The following is a 15,114-nucleotide window of genomic DNA, read 5'->3' on the forward strand; positions in this document are numbered from 1 at the left end:
TGAAACTGACTGGAACGAAAATTTTGAAACCCTACCCTATCCAGTGCGTGTCGATCGTCATTCCGGTCTACAACGAAGAACAGAGCTTGCCCGAGTTGTTGCGGCGCACCGAGGCGGCCTGTGCCCAGTTAACTCAACCTTACGAAATCGTACTGGTTGATGACGGCAGCCGAGATCAATCGGCCCAAATCCTCCAGGAAGCCGCTGAACGTGAAGGCAGTTCTGTTGTCGCGGTGATCCTTAACCGCAACTACGGGCAACATGCCGCGATCATGGCCGGCTTCGAAAACTCCAAGGGTGATGTCGTCATTACCCTCGATGCCGACCTGCAGAACCCGCCCGAAGAAATCCCGCGCTTGGTCGCTCAAGCCGCCCTGGGCTATGACGTGGTCGGCACCGTGCGCAACAACCGTCAAGACTCCGCCTGGCGTCGCTGGCCGTCACGCCTGATCAACCTTGCGGTGCAACGCTCCACCGGCGTTGCCATGAGCGACTACGGCTGCATGTTGCGCGCTTATCGCCGTTCGATTGTCGACGCGATGCTGGCCTGCCGTGAACGCAGCACTTTTATCCCGATTCTCGCCAACAGCTTTGCCCGTCACACCACCGAGGTGTTGGTGCAGCATGCTGAGCGCGAACACGGCGATTCGAAATACAGCCCTATGCGCCTGATCAACCTGATGTTTGACTTGATCACCTGCATGACCACCACACCCTTGCGCCTGCTGAGCATCATCGGTTTCAGCATGGCGTTGCTGGGGGGTGTGTTCGCCATTCTGTTGATCGTCCTGCGCCTGATCTTTGGTGCCACCTGGGCTGGCGACGGTACGTTTGTACTGTTTGCGGTGCTATTCGTATTCACCGGTGGCCAATTTATCGGCATGGGCCTGCTGGGTGAATACCTGGGACGCATGTACAGCGATGTGCGTGCCCGGCCACGCTTCTTTATCGAAAAGATCGTGCGCGCCGAACCTGCTGCTGTTTCCGTTACAACTAGCAACTCGTCTTCTTCTACTTCGACACAGGTCCAATCATGAGTTTGAAAGCCGTTGTTTTCGCCTATCACGATATTGGCTGCACAGGCATCGAAGCCCTGCTCAATGCAGGCTATGAAATCGCTGCTGTGTTCACCCATGCGGACGATCCCAAGGAAAATAACTTTTACGGCTCTGTGGCCCAACTCTGCGCCCGTAAAGGCATTCCGGTGCACGCACCGGAAGACGCTAACCACCCACTGTGGATCGAGCGCATTCGCAAGCTGAATGCCGATTACATCTTCTCGTTCTACTACCGCAACCTGCTGGGCGAAGAACTGTTGAACAGCGTCAGCAAAGGTGCGTTCAACCTGCACGGCTCCCTGCTGCCTCGCTACCGTGGTCGCGCGCCCGCCAACTGGGTGCTGGTCAACGGCGAAACCGAAACCGGCGTCACCTTGCACCGCATGGTCAAGCGTGCCGATGCCGGTGACATTGTTGCCCAACAGCGCATCAGCATCGATCGCAGCGACACCGCACTGAGCCTGCACGCCAAGCTGCGCGAGACCGCTGCCAGCCTGCTGGCCGAAATCTTGCCGGTGCTGGGGCAAGGCAAGTTCAAAGAAACACCGCAAGACGAATCCAAGGCCACTTACTTTGGTCGTCGCACCCCGGCTGATGGCTTGCTGCAATGGGCCCGTCCGGCTGAAGAACTGTTCAACCTGGTTCGCGCTGTCACCCAACCGTACCCGGGCGCTTTCTGCTCCGTGGGCGAACACAAACTGATTGTCTGGGGCGCCGAAGTTGTCGCTGGCAACCAGGGCCATGCACCGGGCCAAGTCATCAGCTGCGACCCGCTGCGCATCGCGTGCGGCCAGGACTCTCTGGTCATTACCGCCGGTCAGCGTAACGAAAACGGTCTGTACCTGAGCGGCCCGCAACTGGCTCGCGAACTGGGCCTGGTTGAAGGCTCGCGCCTGCGCGGCAGCGAATCCGGCCGTCCGGCCCGTCGCACCCGCGTACTGATCCTGGGCGTGAACGGCTTTATCGGTAACCACCTGTCCGAGCGCCTGCTGCAAGACGACCGTTTTGAAGTGTATGGCCTGGACATTGGCTCCGACGCCATCGATCGCCTGCGCAGCCACCCCAACTTCCACTTCGTGGAAGGCGACATCAGCATCCACACCGAGTGGATCGAATACCACATCAAAAAGTGCGACGTGGTTCTGCCGCTGGTAGCCATCGCGACCCCAATCGAATACACCCGCAACCCGTTGCGCGTATTCGAACTGGACTTTGAAGAAAACCTCAAGCTGGTGCGCTACTGCGTCAAGTACAACAAGCGCGTGATCTTCCCGTCCACGTCCGAAGTGTATGGCATGTGCCAGGACAAGAACTTCGACGAAGACACCTCCAACCTGATTGTGGGTCCGATCAACAAGCAGCGCTGGATCTACTCCGTGTCCAAGCAACTGCTGGACCGCGTGATCTGGGCTTACGGCCAGAAAGGCTTGAAGTTCACCCTGTTCCGTCCGTTCAACTGGATGGGCCCGCGTCTTGACCGTCTGGACTCCGCTCGTGTCGGCAGCTCGCGCGCCATCACCCAGTTGATCCTGCACCTCGTGGAAGGCACGCCGATCCGTCTGGTAGACGGTGGCGAGCAGAAACGTTGCTTCACTGATGTGGCCGACGGCATCGAAGCCCTGGCACGCATCATTGAAAACAAAGGCGGCAAGTGTGACGGCCAGATCATCAACATCGGCAACCCGGAAAACGAAGCCAGTATTCGTGAGCTGGGTGAAGAGTTGCTGCGTCAGTTCGAAGCGCACCCGCTGCGTGACAACTTCCCGCCGTTTGCCGGTTTCCGCGATGTTGAAAGCCAGTCGTTCTACGGCACCGGCTATCAAGACGTCAGCCACCGCAAGCCAAGTGTGGAAAATGCCCGTCGCCTGATCGACTGGACACCGACCACCGAGCTGAGCGAAACCATCGGCAAGACTCTGGATTTCTTCCTGCGTGAAGCCATGGTTGAAATCGCGGAAAAACGCTGATGCAGGCTGGACTACGTATTGATGTCGATACCTATCGTGGAACCCGCGAGGGGGTTCCGCGGTTGCTCGAACTGCTCGACGAAGCAGGCGTTAAAGCCACGTTCTTTTTCAGCGTGGGGCCGGACAACATGGGCCGCCATTTATGGCGGCTGATCAAGCCCCGTTTTTTCTGGAAAATGATGCGCTCCAAAGCTGCCAGCCTGTACGGCTGGGACATTTTGCTGGCCGGCACTGCCTGGCCAGGCAAACCTATCGGCCAGGATCTGGGGCACTTGATGCGCCAGACCCTGGCCGCGGGCCATGAGGTCGGCCTGCACGCCTGGGATCACCATGGCTGGCAGGCCAACACCGGACGTTGGAGCGAGGCACAACTGATCGAGCAGATTCGTCGGGGTGTCGACACCCTGAGCGACATTACCGGGCAAGCGGTCGAATGTTCGGCCGCTGCCGGTTGGCGCGCAGATGAACGCGTAGTCCAGGCCAAAGAAGCCTTTGGCTTTCGTTACAACAGTGATTGCCGCGGGCACAGTCTGTTTCGGCCAAGGTTGGCCGACGGCAGACTGGGCGCGCCGCAAATCCCTGTGGACTTACCCACTTTCGATGAAGTAGTTGGACCTGAGCTGAGCGCTGCCGACTTCAATTCATACATTCTTGATCGCTTCAGCCCACAAAAGCTGAACGCGTACACCATTCATGCAGAAGTAGAAGGGATTCTAATGGCTAATGACTTCCGTCAATTGCTGGCGCAGGCCCGTGCCCGTGACATCCAATTTCAGCCCCTGCGGGACTTGCTTCCCGACGATCTCAACAGCCTGCCTGCCGGGCAATTGAGCCGTGGCGTACTGGACGGCCGTGAAGGCTGGCTGGGAGTGCAGAAGCCATGACTCAACGCTGGATGATACCGCTGCTGATTCTGGCCTTCATTGCGTTTTACCTGTTACCCCTGGGCACCCACGGTCTGTGGATCCCGGACGAAGCGCGTTATGCGCAAATTGGCCAGCAGATTCTGGTCGACGGTAACTGGGTCACCCCGCACTTCATGGATTTGCGTTACTTCGAGAAGCCGATTGCCGGCTACTGGATGATTGCCATCGGGCAAGCCATTTTTGGCGAAAACCTATTTGGCGTAAGGATTGCCTCGGCTATTGCCACGGGGCTTAGCGTACTGCTGGCCTACCTCGTGGCCCGGCGCTTATGGAATGATCCGCGCAAGAGCTTTGCCTGCGCACTGGTGTACATGACTTTCGGCCTCATTGCAGGCCAGGCCGGTTACTCCAACCTCGATCCGCAGTTCACCCTGTGGGTCAACCTGAGCCTGGTTGCACTGTGGTTTGCAGTCGACACCCAACACACTGGCCAGCGTCTTTTTAGCTGGGCACTGCTGGGTTTTGCCTGCGGCATGGGCTTTATGACCAAGGGCTTTTTGGCCCTGCTGCTGCCGGTGCTGATCGCCCTGCCCTACATGGTCTGGCAAAAGCGCTTTCTGGAACTGGTCAAATACGGCCTGCTTGCAATGCTGGTTGCGGCCATCGTCTCGTTGCCTTGGGTACTTGCCGTACACGCGCAGGAACCGGACTACTGGCGCTTCTTTTTCTGGCACGAACACATTCGTCGCTTTGCCGGTGAAGATGCCCAGCACGGACGCCCCTGGTGGTTCTACCTGCCGCTGATGGTGGTTTCCAGCCTGCCATGGGCTGCGTTGCTGCCGGCCACTCTCAAGGATGCCTGGACGCAAAAGCGCCATGCCCGTGTGATATTCGTACTGATGTGGCTGTTTTTTCCGCTGGCCTTGTTCAGCTTGAGCAAGGGCAAGCTACCGACTTACATCATGCCCTGCATGTTGCCGCTGGCCCTGCTGCTGGGCAATACGCTGATAAATCGGGTTGAGCAAGTCAAAACCCTTTCCCTGCGTATGAACGGCCTGGTCAATCTGCTGCTGGGCAGCGTTGCATTGCTGGCCCTGATCTTCTTCCAGATCAAAAAACCGTTTTACGACAACGAACCCCTGCACATGACGTTGTTGATCGTGGTGCTGCTGACCTGGATTGTCACTGGCCTGCTGGTGATGTCTCGCCCGGTAAAAATGTGGGCCGCACCTGCCGTTGCCATGGGCGTGCTGGTACTGGTACTGCCAGCCAGCATGCCGAGCAGCGTGGTGCACAACAAAATGCCAGACCAGTTTGTGCTCCATCATCTGGATGCGTTAGCCCCAGCCAAATCCCTGCTCAGTAACGACCTGGGGGCGGCATCGGCGCTGTCCTGGCGCCTGCGCCGTCCTGACGTCACGCTGTACAACACTCAGGGTGAGGTCAAATACGGCCTGACCTATGACGATGCCAAAGGCAAAAGCATTGGCCTTGAGGAGATTCAGGCCTGGTTGGCAGACGCGCGCCTCAAAGGCCCGGTCGGGGTGGTCATGCGGGTCAAGGACAGCGATGAATCCCATGAAATGGATAGGCTGCCCAAAGATGCCCAGCGTTTTGACGAAGGCAATATGGTGATTTTGATTTACCCGCAGACCGCTCCATGACCCTGACCCTGTTACTGATGGCGTGCCTGCTGACGTGCGCGGGCCAGGTGGCTCAGAAGTACGCGGTCGAAAGCTGGCGCGGGCCGCAATCGGGGATCGCCCACAAGCTGCGATCCCCCTGGCTGTGGTTGGCCTTGCTGTGTCTGGGCCTGGGTTTGCTGGTGTGGTTGCTGGTGTTGCAACGCCTTGAAGTGGGCATCGCTTACCCGATGCTCAGCCTTAACTTTGTTCTGATCACCTTGGTAGCGCGCTACGTGTTTAAAGAAACCATCGACCTGCGCCACTGGATAGGTGTCGGTCTGGTGATTGCCGGTGTGGTTCTGCTGGGGCAACACGCATGAACCTGCGCCGTGGATTTTGCTTTGCTTGTGGCAGCGTATTACTGGTCAGTGGTGCCCAATTGGGCATGCGCTGGAGCATGACCCGCCTGCCGGAGCCGGCCCAATGGCTGCAAGCAATCAGCCAGGGCGACGTATCACTGTCAGCGCTGGGCGTGGTATTGGCCGCGGTACTGGCTTACGCGCTGTCGATGCTGTGCTGGTTACTGGCCTTGCGTGACCTGCCATTGGGGCGGGCTTACTCGCTGCTTAGCATCAGCTACGCTCTGGTCTACCTGCTGGCCGCCAGCCTGCCGGTATTCCATGAGCACTTTACTCTTTCAAAAACCCTTGGCGTGACGTTGGTCATTCTAGGGGTGCTGACGATCAACTCTCGACGTACCCCAGGTTCCAGGAACAGCGCATGAAAATCAGTGTATTTGGTAGTGGTTATGTAGGCCTGGTGCAGGCAACGGTATTGGCGGAAGTCGGCCACGACGTGATTTGCATGGACATTGACCAGAAAAAGGTCGAGCTGTTACAGCAAGGTCACGTCAGTATTTTTGAACCGGGCCTTTCAAGCCTTGTTCGTGAAAATCTCGACAGCAAACGCCTGCGTTTCACCAGCGATGAAAAGCTCGCCGTTGAGCATGGCCAAGTACTGTTTATCGCTGTCGGCACCCCGCCCAGCGAAGACGGCTCGGCAGACCTCAAGGCGGTGTTCTCGGTAGGTGATGCCGTCGCTCGCCACCGTGAAGAGCCCGTGATTCTGGTCGAGAAGTCCACTGTGCCGGTGGGCACCGGTGACGCACTGACCGCACATATCAACAACGCCTTGAGCAAGACCGGCCGCTCGTTGCAGTTCGACGTGGTGTCTAACCCCGAATTCCTCAAGGAAGGCTCAGCGGTGAGCGATTGCCGCCGTCCTGACCGCATCATCATTGGCTGCGAACGTGATGAAGTGCGCGACGTGATGCGCGACCTGTATGCCCCGTTCAACCGCAACCATGACCGCATCATCAACATGGACCTGCGCAGCGCGGAACTGACCAAGTACGCGGCTAACTGCATGCTGGCGACCAAAATCAGCTTCATCAACCAGATCGCCGAACTGGCCGAACACTTGGGCGCCGATATTGAGTCCGTGCGCCTGGGCATCGGTGCCGACACGCGCATTGGTTACCACTTCATCTACCCTGGCTGCGGCTATGGCGGTTCGTGCTTCCCTAAAGACATGCGCGCACTGATCCACAGCGCCCAGCAAGTCAATTGCTCCAGCGATTTGCTGCAAGCCGTTGAAGCGATCAACGAGCGTCAGAAACATAAACTGTTCGAGCGTATTAAGGCCTTCTTCAAGGGCGACCTCAAAGGCAAAACCTTTGCCCTGTGGGGCTTGGCCTTCAAGCCCAATACTGACGACATGCGCGACGCCCCAAGCCGCATATTGATGCAGGCGTTGTGGGATGCGGGCGCAGACGTGCGGGCCTTTGACCCTGAAGCCATGCAAGAAACCCAGCGCCTGTACGGTGACGAGCCGCGCCTGAGCCTGATGGGCACCCCGGAGTCGACGCTCAACGGCGCAGATGCCTTGATCGTCTGCACCGAATGGCAACAGTTCAAGGCGCCAGACTTTGACCTGATCAAGCAGCGCCTCAAAACCCCTGTGATTTTCGATGGCCGCAACCTGTACGACACCGAGCGCCTGACCCGTGCAGGCTTGCAGTACTTCCCGATGGGGCGTGGTGAGTCTTGCAACTTGCCGGTATCGCAAGGCGCTACAGCCGTTTAACGGTTTACCAACGCCGCCATTGATTCCCTCCCGTGGGAGCTGCTGCAGGCTGTGATCTTTTGACGGTGCTCTCGCATCAAAAGATCGCCGCCTGGGGCAGCTCCCACGTTTGGTATTTGTCTGTCTATTGAGTCAAGGAAACTCGACATGCCGGCCTACCCTTCGCCAAGCGTTTTACGTGCATTGCACCGCCAGTCCCTGCTGCTCGGTGCACTGGCCTTACTGCTGTTCATTCTGGGCGATATGCACCAGGCCGCGATCGGTTTTGACTCGCGCTTTGTGATGTTTGCCAAGGAAATGCTGCGCCACGGGCCAAGCTTCTTCCCGACCACCTATGGCCAGCCTTACGCCGACTACAACGCCACCACGACCCTGTTCACCTGGCTGTTGTCCTTGCCGTTTGGCGAGGTCAACAGCCTGACCGCGTGGCTGCCTACGGCATTTTCCAGCGCCGTGATCGTGACCCTGATCTATCGACTGGTTGCCCCGCAGTCCACCACCTGGGCCTTGCTCAGCGTGGCCCTGCTGCTGTTGAGCATGACCTTCATCACTGAAACCCGAGCCGTGTCACTGGACCAGATGCTCGCGGCGGTCAGCCTCGGCGCGTTTTACCTGGCCTATGCTCACGATCACTTTGGTGCGCCACGCCGTCATCTCTGGCTACTGGCGTTGCTGGTACTGGGCTTTGCCATTCGCGGTCCTATCGGGCTGGTGATACCGACCGGCATGTTGTGCAGCTACTACCTGCTCAGCGGTCAATGGCGCCGCATGTTCAGTGTTGGCGTGCAAGCTCTGGTACTGCTGGTGCTGTGCATTGGCCTGTTGCTGCTGCTGGCCTGGCTCAGCGGCGGCCAGGCTTTTGTCCAAGATGTAATCCGCATGCAGGTCACTGGCCGCATCGACGGCAGCGAAGGCGCCAGTGGCACCTTTTATTACTTCACAAGTTCCATGGGCAACTACGCGCTGGCCTACCCGCTGGCCGTGCTGGTATTAGCGGCCGTGCTGATCGTCGGGCGCAAACCGTCGAATACAGCCTTGCACTTGGTTAAATACTGTGCCGCAGCGGGCTTGATCGTGATGATCGGCCTGTCGATTCCGCAGGCGAAAAAAGCCCGCTACCTGCTGCCCATGCTACCCATGGCAGCCATTATTGCTGCCTACCCGTTCATGGGTATGCAAGGTCGAGTGTTCGTGGCACTGCGCGGCATTATTCAAGCCATTTTGCTGGCCCTGCCCGTGCTGCTGATCGCAGGTCTGATCGTCGCCAGCAAGCGTTTGAGTGACGACCTGCCGCCGCTGACCTCAATCTATGTTGTGCTCGGCGTGCTGCAAGTCGTCGCGCTGGGGTTGCTGTTCAAGGCCCAATGGCGTGCATCCGGTCTGGCCGCCTGTGCCGTGCTGGCGATGTGGGGCAGCTACATTCTGGTGATCGAACCGGCAGAGCGCAGCGCCTACGACACGCGTGACTTCACCCTCAACACCCTGCACCTGATCGATCAGGCACCCGCGCCGCTGGTATTGCATGGGATGGGCAAAGACGCCAAGGCGATCAAGTTCATGGTCAACCTGAACGATGACCTGCTGCCCGTGTTCACTCAGTCAGCCGCAGAACTGAGCGCGTTGCAGGCACCCGCCTGGATCGTGATGGACCGCAAGGACTACCAGGCACTTCAAGGCACTCCGCTGGGCGACATTGTTCCGGCTTTGAGTGGGCGCTTCGACAAGAACGACTACGTGCTGCTGCATATGCCTTGAGGCCTACTGATCTTTAAACGCTCGCAGCCTGCGCCAGCTCCCACAGGACTGTGGTGTGCTCCTAAAACAAAAAGCCCTGTCGTTGACCGACAGGGCTTTTTGTATAACAGCAGGTTTAAGGCTTACCGCCCCATCGCCCGTGCGGCATCAGAGGTGTACTGATCAGCAGTGAATTTGCCTTCGTTGAGGATCGGACCTTTTTTCGATTCGTTGGTCATGCCGTAGCCGGTGTACTGGCCCGAGTTCAAGTCCATGAAGAACTGTGAACCTGCCTGCCAGCCGCTCATGTCCGGGTGGTAGTAGTAATTGACCATGGCGTGCTTCCACAACTGCCCACGGGCATCGTAGTTGTCTGCCAACACGGAGTTCCAGGTGTCTTCGTCGAGGAACAACACACGTTTGCCGTAGACATGGCGATAGCCTTCTTTCAAATCACCTTCCAGCACCCAGACTCGACGCAATTCATAGCGCATCAGGTCAGGATTGGGGTGGTTGGTGGTCAACATGTCGGCATATTTCACAGTGCCGGCATTCGGTTTGTAGGCGTTGGCCGGAATATAGATTTCTCGCTTGCCGATCAACTTCCAGTCAAAGCGCTCCGGCGAGCCGTTGAACAAACGGTCTTCGTCCACCGTCATCGTCCCGTTGGTCCCGATCATCGGCTGGTCATAGCCGTAACCCGGCAACTGGCGCACACGACGGGTCGATGGGCTGTAACTCCAAGCCTGGCGCGGGTTGGTGGCAAAGTTGTAGGGTTCGTGGGAAATGCTGATAGTACCGTTGTCGCGGGCCGGCTTGAGCGTCATGTTGTTGCTCATGGCCTGGATCTTTTCTTCGGTCTTGGGTTCAACGGTCGGCGAGTTGGCCTGCGACAGGTTGCGGGCATACGCACGCCCCCAACCAATGCTGCCGTTGGGCAATACCGAGGCCAGGTCACTGGTTTTTTCCTCGGTGTAGGCGCGGGCTGGCAACTGGTGGTTCCAGAGCAATTCCATGCCGGTTTTCGGGATCGGGAACGGCACTTGGCCCAAGCCTTCAAAGCCCATGCCGTCGTTCACCAACTTGGCATTCAAGGCGTTGCTCATCACACGCTTGCACACATAGTCCGGGTAACGGTAATCACGGTGCCCAGGGTAGATGTTCATCTTGTAGGTGGTCGGATAACGCTTGAACAACGCCTTCTGACCTTCGGTGAGCTTGTCAGCGTACTGATCCATGTTTTGCGCAGTGATCACCAGAATCGGTTTCTCGGCGGCATACGGGTCAACTGGCTGATCGCCCGAGTATTTAACGTGGTTCCAACCGGGTACTTCGCCTAAATACTTGCCGGTGTACGGCGGAATGGTTCCCGCCGCATTACCCGCCTGTTCGGCACCTACACAGGTCAGCTCCTTGCCCAGTTTGGCGGCTTCTGCGGGAGACACTTGTGCAGAAACCGGAGCCATGGCCCCCAGATTGATGGCCATGGTGGCTGCGAGCATTACGCCTGTTCTTGTTATTTTCATGTATTGCCTCCTACGCGGATAAAACGGGCTGAGGTATGCATCCATTCTTCGCCATCTGACAGCGAGTACATCGTCCACAAAGACTAATCAGGCAATAACCAACAGGTCTTTAATTAGGTTTTTAAGCATCTTCCCGGAGGCATTGCGAGCGAACGGGGTGTGCTGCACATGGATCTGCGCCGGGACTTTGAAGCTCGCCAGGCGCTGGGCAATAAAGCGGCGCACGGTCTCGCTGTCCGGGGCATCAACGGGGTCACCGCGCACCACCAGAAACACCACTTCACCCAATACATCGTCCGGTACGGCAAAGGCTGCGGCTTCCACCACGCCCGGTATTTCACACGCACACGACTCCACTTCGGCCGCCGAAATCTTCTCGCCGCCACGGTTGATCAAGTCCTTGGCGCGGTCGGTGATGTACAGGAAACCTTCGGCGTCCAGATGACCGATATCGCCCGTGTCCAGCCAGCCATCACGCAAGGTTTGGGCACTTGCTTCAGGCAGGTTCCAGTACGCGCGCATCAAGGTTGGCGAGCGCACCCAGATCAGGCCGCTGACACCGTTGGGCAGCGGTCGGTCCGGGCTGTCACCAATGCATACATCGACGATGGGCAAAGGCCAACCCGCGGAGGCAGGCTTGTAAACGAACTGATCCCCGCCAATCGCTGCGCAAATGCCGTTGCTTTCGGTCAGACCGTAACCACTGCCACCGATGGCTTCGGGCTTGCGCCGGGTCAGATTGGCCAACAGACTGCTGGACGGAGCAGCACCGCCCAACCCCAGGCCGAGCAGGCTTTTGGTGTCGGCGGTGCCAAAGCGTGGCGACGCCAGTAATTGCTGCATCATCACCGGCGCACCATTGAACTGCGTGCATTGCTCATCGCGGATCAGATCGAAGGCTTTATCCACGTCCCACTTGTACATCAGCAGCAAACGCCGGCCGCTGCGCAAGGCCAACAAGAACTGGGCATGCAAGCCGCTGACATGAAACAGCGGCACCGCCATCAAGGTGGTGGGCGCGTACCCGCTGTTGATCACCACGCTGATGCGCTCAGGAGAGCTCACAGCACAAAAAGCCCCCTGAAACTCCAGGGCCGCCAGTGCCTGGCACACCGCGTCATGGGTCGATAACACGCCCTTGGCCAAACTGGTGGTGCCCGAGGTGTAGAGAATCATCGCGGGGTCATCGCCGGTGACTTTCAAGGCGGGTGCAGTCAATGCGGGTTCGGCCAGCAGGTCTTCAAGACGCTGGCAATGCTCGTCCAGCGCGGTACCGGCAGCCAGGCCCACCACGATGGTTGCCAGCCCCTGCTCACGCAGGTCGGCCTCCAGCAGTTGCAAGCGCGGCTCGTCGCACAGCAACAACCGCGCGCCGCTGTCCTGCAAGCCATGGAATAGCTCATCACGCAGGCCCCAGCTGTTGAGCGGCACACAAACGGCGCCACAGCGCTGTACGGCGGAAAACGCGACCAGCCAAGCCGGTTGATTGCGCATGGCAATCGCCACTCGATCTCCCTGACGCACACCAAAACGTTGCACCAGTTGCCCGGCCAGTCGATCGACCTGGTCGAAAAATTCACTGAACGTCAGGCGTTGCTGTTCCCACACCAAAAACTCGCGGTCGCCGTGGATGCGGCCACTGTTAATGACCTCCCACACGTTAGCGGCCGTGTGACGAAAACGCTTGGCACCGCCATTCGATGGCGTCACCACTTCATAAGGCGAGCCGGCACCAATCAACTGCTGCCAGGCGCTCTGCCATTGTTCAAGTTTCATCTTGTTATTCTCCTCACCCGAACAGGTTGCAACAGACTCAGGCGTGCGCAGACGCAAGGCTTGCGTAACGCTCGCAGTGATAATCGGCATCGCCCAGGCTGGCCTGTGCCACCCGGATACGCTTGAGGTACAAGCCCACATCCAACTCATCGGTCACGCCAATCCCACCGTGCATCTGCACCGCTTCATTGGCGACATTGAGGGCCATCAGGCCTGCCTTCCATTTCGCCAGGCTGGCCAGCCGCTGACGCTCAACTTCGCTCAGGCTCGTATCGTCCAGTGCTGCCAAGCCGGCCATCACCGCGCTGCGCGCCAGTGCCAGCTCTACAAACAACTGGGCCGCCCGGTGTTGCAGTGACTGAAACGAACCAATCGCCACCTCGAACTGAACACGGGTTTTGAGGTAGTCGAGGGTCATGTTGAATAGTTTTTCGGCCATCCCCAGCATCTCGGCCGCTACACACACCCGACCACGATCCAGCGCAGTCATTAACGCAGGCCCCGCCGCACCGATTTCACCGAGCAAAGCATCAGGCCCGACCTGCACCTGGTCCAGGCGTAACTGCGCGTGGTTGCGAGAATCGATCAAGGGCAAGGCGCTCACCACCAGACCCGGCGCATCGGCAGGCACCAGAAACAGGCTGATGCCTTGCGCGGCCTGCGCCGCCACCAGATAGCCGTCTGCCCCAACGCCATCAATGACGAAATACTTGTGCCCGCTCAGGCTGTAGCCATTGGCATTGGGCACGGCCTGCAAGGCAACTTGCGCCGGGCTGTGACGCGAACGCTCGTCCAGCGCAAGCGCCAGGCGGCGCTCACCGCTGATGGCCGCCGACAACCACTGATCCTGCTGCTGGGCATTGCCCTGCACATGCAGCAATGAGCCGCAGAGCACGACACTCGACAACAGCGGCGAAGCGCTGAGATTGCTGCCGATGGACTCAAAAATCGGACCCAGGCCCATGCAGCCAAAATCCAGGCCACCGAGGTTTTCAGGGAACGGGATCGCACTCCAGCCCAGCGCCACGGCGTCCTGCCACAAGGTGGCGTCAAAGCCTAATTCGCTGTGTTCATCACGCAAGGCACGTTGACGGGTCACAGGGCTGCGCGCCGCCAGAAACTCACGGGCACTGTCGGCCAACAGCCGTTGTTCTTCGCTATAAAGCAGGTTCATGGTGTGTTTCCTTACTTCACGTCAGGCAGGCCAAGAACGCGCTTGGCGATGACATTGAGCTGGATTTCCGAGGAACCACCAGAAATCGTCAGGGCAAAACTGTTAAGCCAGCCACGGGTAATGGCTTGTTCCTGGGCACTGAAAGCGCTCTTGTCCCAACCCAGCGCGTTGTAGCCCATCAGGTCCAGCAGCACCTCGAATTTGTCGCGTTCCTGCTCGGTGTGCACCAGCTTCATGATCGACATCAGCCCGCTCACGTCCTGCCCGGCACGGGCTTCTTCGCCCATGCGTTGCACGGTGAGGTTGTAGCTGTGCTCGTTCATGGCGCAGGCCACCGCACGCGCGGCCAGGGCCGACTCGCTCAGGCCGGTCGGCTCAGGCAGATACTCGTTGAGCAGTGGCAACAAATGGAAATGCGTCGGCAGGCTGAATTCACCGAACTTGGACATGGCCTTGCGTTCGTGCTGCAACAGCCGTTTGGCCAGGTTCCAGCCGCCGTGAAGCGGGCCAATCAGTTGCGATTTAGGCACCTTCACACTGTCGAAGAACACTTGGCAGAACGCCGATTTGCCGCTGATCAAATCAATCGGGGCGACGCTCACGCCGGGGCTCTTCATGTCCAGCACGATCAGGCTGATACCCGCATGCTTGCTGGCCTTGGCGTCAGTGCGCACCAGGGCGTACATCCAATCAGACTTGTCGCCGTAGGAGGTCCAGATCTTGCTGCCGTCGACCACAAAGTGATCACCCTCATCGCGCGCCGACGTTTTCAGGCTCGCCAGATCGGAACCGGCATTGGGCTCGGAAAAACCCTGACACCAGCGCACCTGACCACGGGTCATTGGGGTCAGCAGGTTTTTTTTCTGCTCTTCGGTCCCGAACTCAAGCAACACCGGGCCGAGCATCCAGATGCCCAGATTGATTTGCGGCGGGCGGCACTTGAGGCGTCGCAACTCGCTTTCCAGCACGGCGTTGTATTCCGGGCTCAGGCCGCCACCGCCGTACTCAAGCGGCCAATCCGGACAGAACCAGCCCTTGTCGCGCATCCGCTCAAACCACAGTTGCGCGTCTGCATCGGGAAATTCCACGTGGCTTGCGCCCCACACCAACTCGCCCTCAGGGATGGGCTTGCGCTGCGACGGCGGGCAATTGGCCTCAAGCCAACTGCGGGTTTGCTCTCTGAACTGGTCAATCGCGCTCATGTATTTTTACCTGTAAATGCCTAATGCCAATCCATCAGGAG

12 protein-coding genes are annotated in these 15,114 nt (G+C 58.7%); 8 read left to right on the plus strand and 4 right to left on the minus strand.

The genetic code is table 11. The features are described from left to right. The first annotated feature begins 23 nt into the window (after positions 1 to 23). The 8 genes from arnC to ACIQYF_RS04850 all read left to right on the plus strand — a co-directional run bounded on the left by arnC (position 24) and on the right by ACIQYF_RS04850 (position 9,416). Positions 24 to 1,037: an undecaprenyl-phosphate 4-deoxy-4-formamido-L-arabinose transferase gene (gene arnC / locus ACIQYF_RS04815; RefSeq protein ID WP_402857401.1), complete on the plus strand. Its 1,014-nt coding sequence runs from the start codon at positions 24 to 26 to the stop codon at positions 1,035 to 1,037. Beyond that, positions 1,034 to 3,025 carry a bifunctional UDP-4-amino-4-deoxy-L-arabinose formyltransferase/UDP-glucuronic acid oxidase ArnA gene (gene arnA / locus ACIQYF_RS04820; protein WP_402857403.1) on the plus strand — a complete coding sequence of 664 codons (1,992 nt, stop codon included), beginning with the start codon at positions 1,034 to 1,036 and terminating at the stop codon, positions 3,023 to 3,025. The genes arnC and arnA overlap by 4 nt, the downstream gene beginning before the upstream one ends. Next, positions 3,025 to 3,909: a 4-deoxy-4-formamido-L-arabinose-phosphoundecaprenol deformylase gene (arnD, locus tag ACIQYF_RS04825; protein ID WP_402857405.1), complete on the plus strand. Its 885-nt coding sequence runs from the start codon at positions 3,025 to 3,027 to the stop codon at positions 3,907 to 3,909. Before arnA ends, arnD begins: the two co-directional genes overlap by 1 nt. Continuing rightward, on the plus strand, positions 3,906 to 5,555 hold the full coding sequence (gene arnT / locus ACIQYF_RS04830) for a lipid IV(A) 4-amino-4-deoxy-L-arabinosyltransferase (protein ID WP_402857407.1): 1,650 nt from the start codon (positions 3,906 to 3,908) through the stop codon (positions 5,553 to 5,555). The genes arnD and arnT overlap by 4 nt, the downstream gene beginning before the upstream one ends. Next, a complete protein-coding gene (gene arnE, locus ACIQYF_RS04835) occupies positions 5,552 to 5,896 on the plus strand; it encodes a 4-amino-4-deoxy-L-arabinose-phosphoundecaprenol flippase subunit ArnE (protein WP_402857409.1) in 345 nt (114 codons plus the stop codon). Before arnT ends, arnE begins: the two co-directional genes overlap by 4 nt. Beyond that, positions 5,893 to 6,300 carry a 4-amino-4-deoxy-L-arabinose-phosphoundecaprenol flippase subunit ArnF gene (arnF, locus tag ACIQYF_RS04840; RefSeq protein WP_402857411.1) on the plus strand — a complete coding sequence of 136 codons (408 nt, stop codon included), beginning with the start codon at positions 5,893 to 5,895 and terminating at the stop codon, positions 6,298 to 6,300. The genes arnE and arnF overlap by 4 nt, the downstream gene beginning before the upstream one ends. Continuing rightward, complete coding sequence (locus ACIQYF_RS04845) at positions 6,297 to 7,661, plus strand: UDP-glucose dehydrogenase family protein (protein ID WP_402857413.1); 1,365 nt, start codon at positions 6,297 to 6,299, stop codon at positions 7,659 to 7,661. The genes arnF and ACIQYF_RS04845 overlap by 4 nt, the downstream gene beginning before the upstream one ends. A 147-nt stretch (positions 7,662 to 7,808) precedes the next feature. Beyond that, positions 7,809 to 9,416: a phospholipid carrier-dependent glycosyltransferase gene (locus ACIQYF_RS04850; protein WP_402857415.1), complete on the plus strand. Its 1,608-nt coding sequence runs from the start codon at positions 7,809 to 7,811 to the stop codon at positions 9,414 to 9,416. Between the two features lie 122 nt (positions 9,417 to 9,538). Here ACIQYF_RS04850 and ACIQYF_RS04855 read toward each other — a convergent pair whose 3' ends face one another. From ACIQYF_RS04855 to ACIQYF_RS04870, 4 genes are all read right to left on the minus strand, one after another. Then, complete coding sequence (locus ACIQYF_RS04855; protein WP_402857417.1) at positions 9,539 to 10,921, minus strand: DUF1329 domain-containing protein; 1,383 nt, start codon at positions 10,919 to 10,921, stop codon at positions 9,539 to 9,541. Between the two features lie 87 nt (positions 10,922 to 11,008). Continuing rightward, positions 11,009 to 12,697 (minus strand): class I adenylate-forming enzyme family protein, encoded by a 1,689-nt coding sequence (locus ACIQYF_RS04860; protein WP_402857419.1) that lies wholly within the window; start codon positions 12,695 to 12,697, stop codon positions 11,009 to 11,011. 37 nt (positions 12,698 to 12,734) lie between these two features. Then, positions 12,735 to 13,871 carry an acyl-CoA dehydrogenase family protein gene (locus tag ACIQYF_RS04865; RefSeq protein WP_402857421.1) on the minus strand — a complete coding sequence of 379 codons (1,137 nt, stop codon included), beginning with the start codon at positions 13,869 to 13,871 and terminating at the stop codon, positions 12,735 to 12,737. A gap of 11 nt (positions 13,872 to 13,882) precedes the next feature. Further along, positions 13,883 to 15,073 carry an acyl-CoA dehydrogenase family protein gene (locus ACIQYF_RS04870; protein WP_402857423.1) on the minus strand — a complete coding sequence of 397 codons (1,191 nt, stop codon included), beginning with the start codon at positions 15,071 to 15,073 and terminating at the stop codon, positions 13,883 to 13,885. Positions 15,074 to 15,114 lie beyond the last annotated feature (41 nt).

Source organism: Pseudomonas sp. NPDC096917 (assembly GCF_044762555.1).
Lineage (GTDB): Bacteria > Pseudomonadota > Gammaproteobacteria > Pseudomonadales > Pseudomonadaceae > Aquipseudomonas.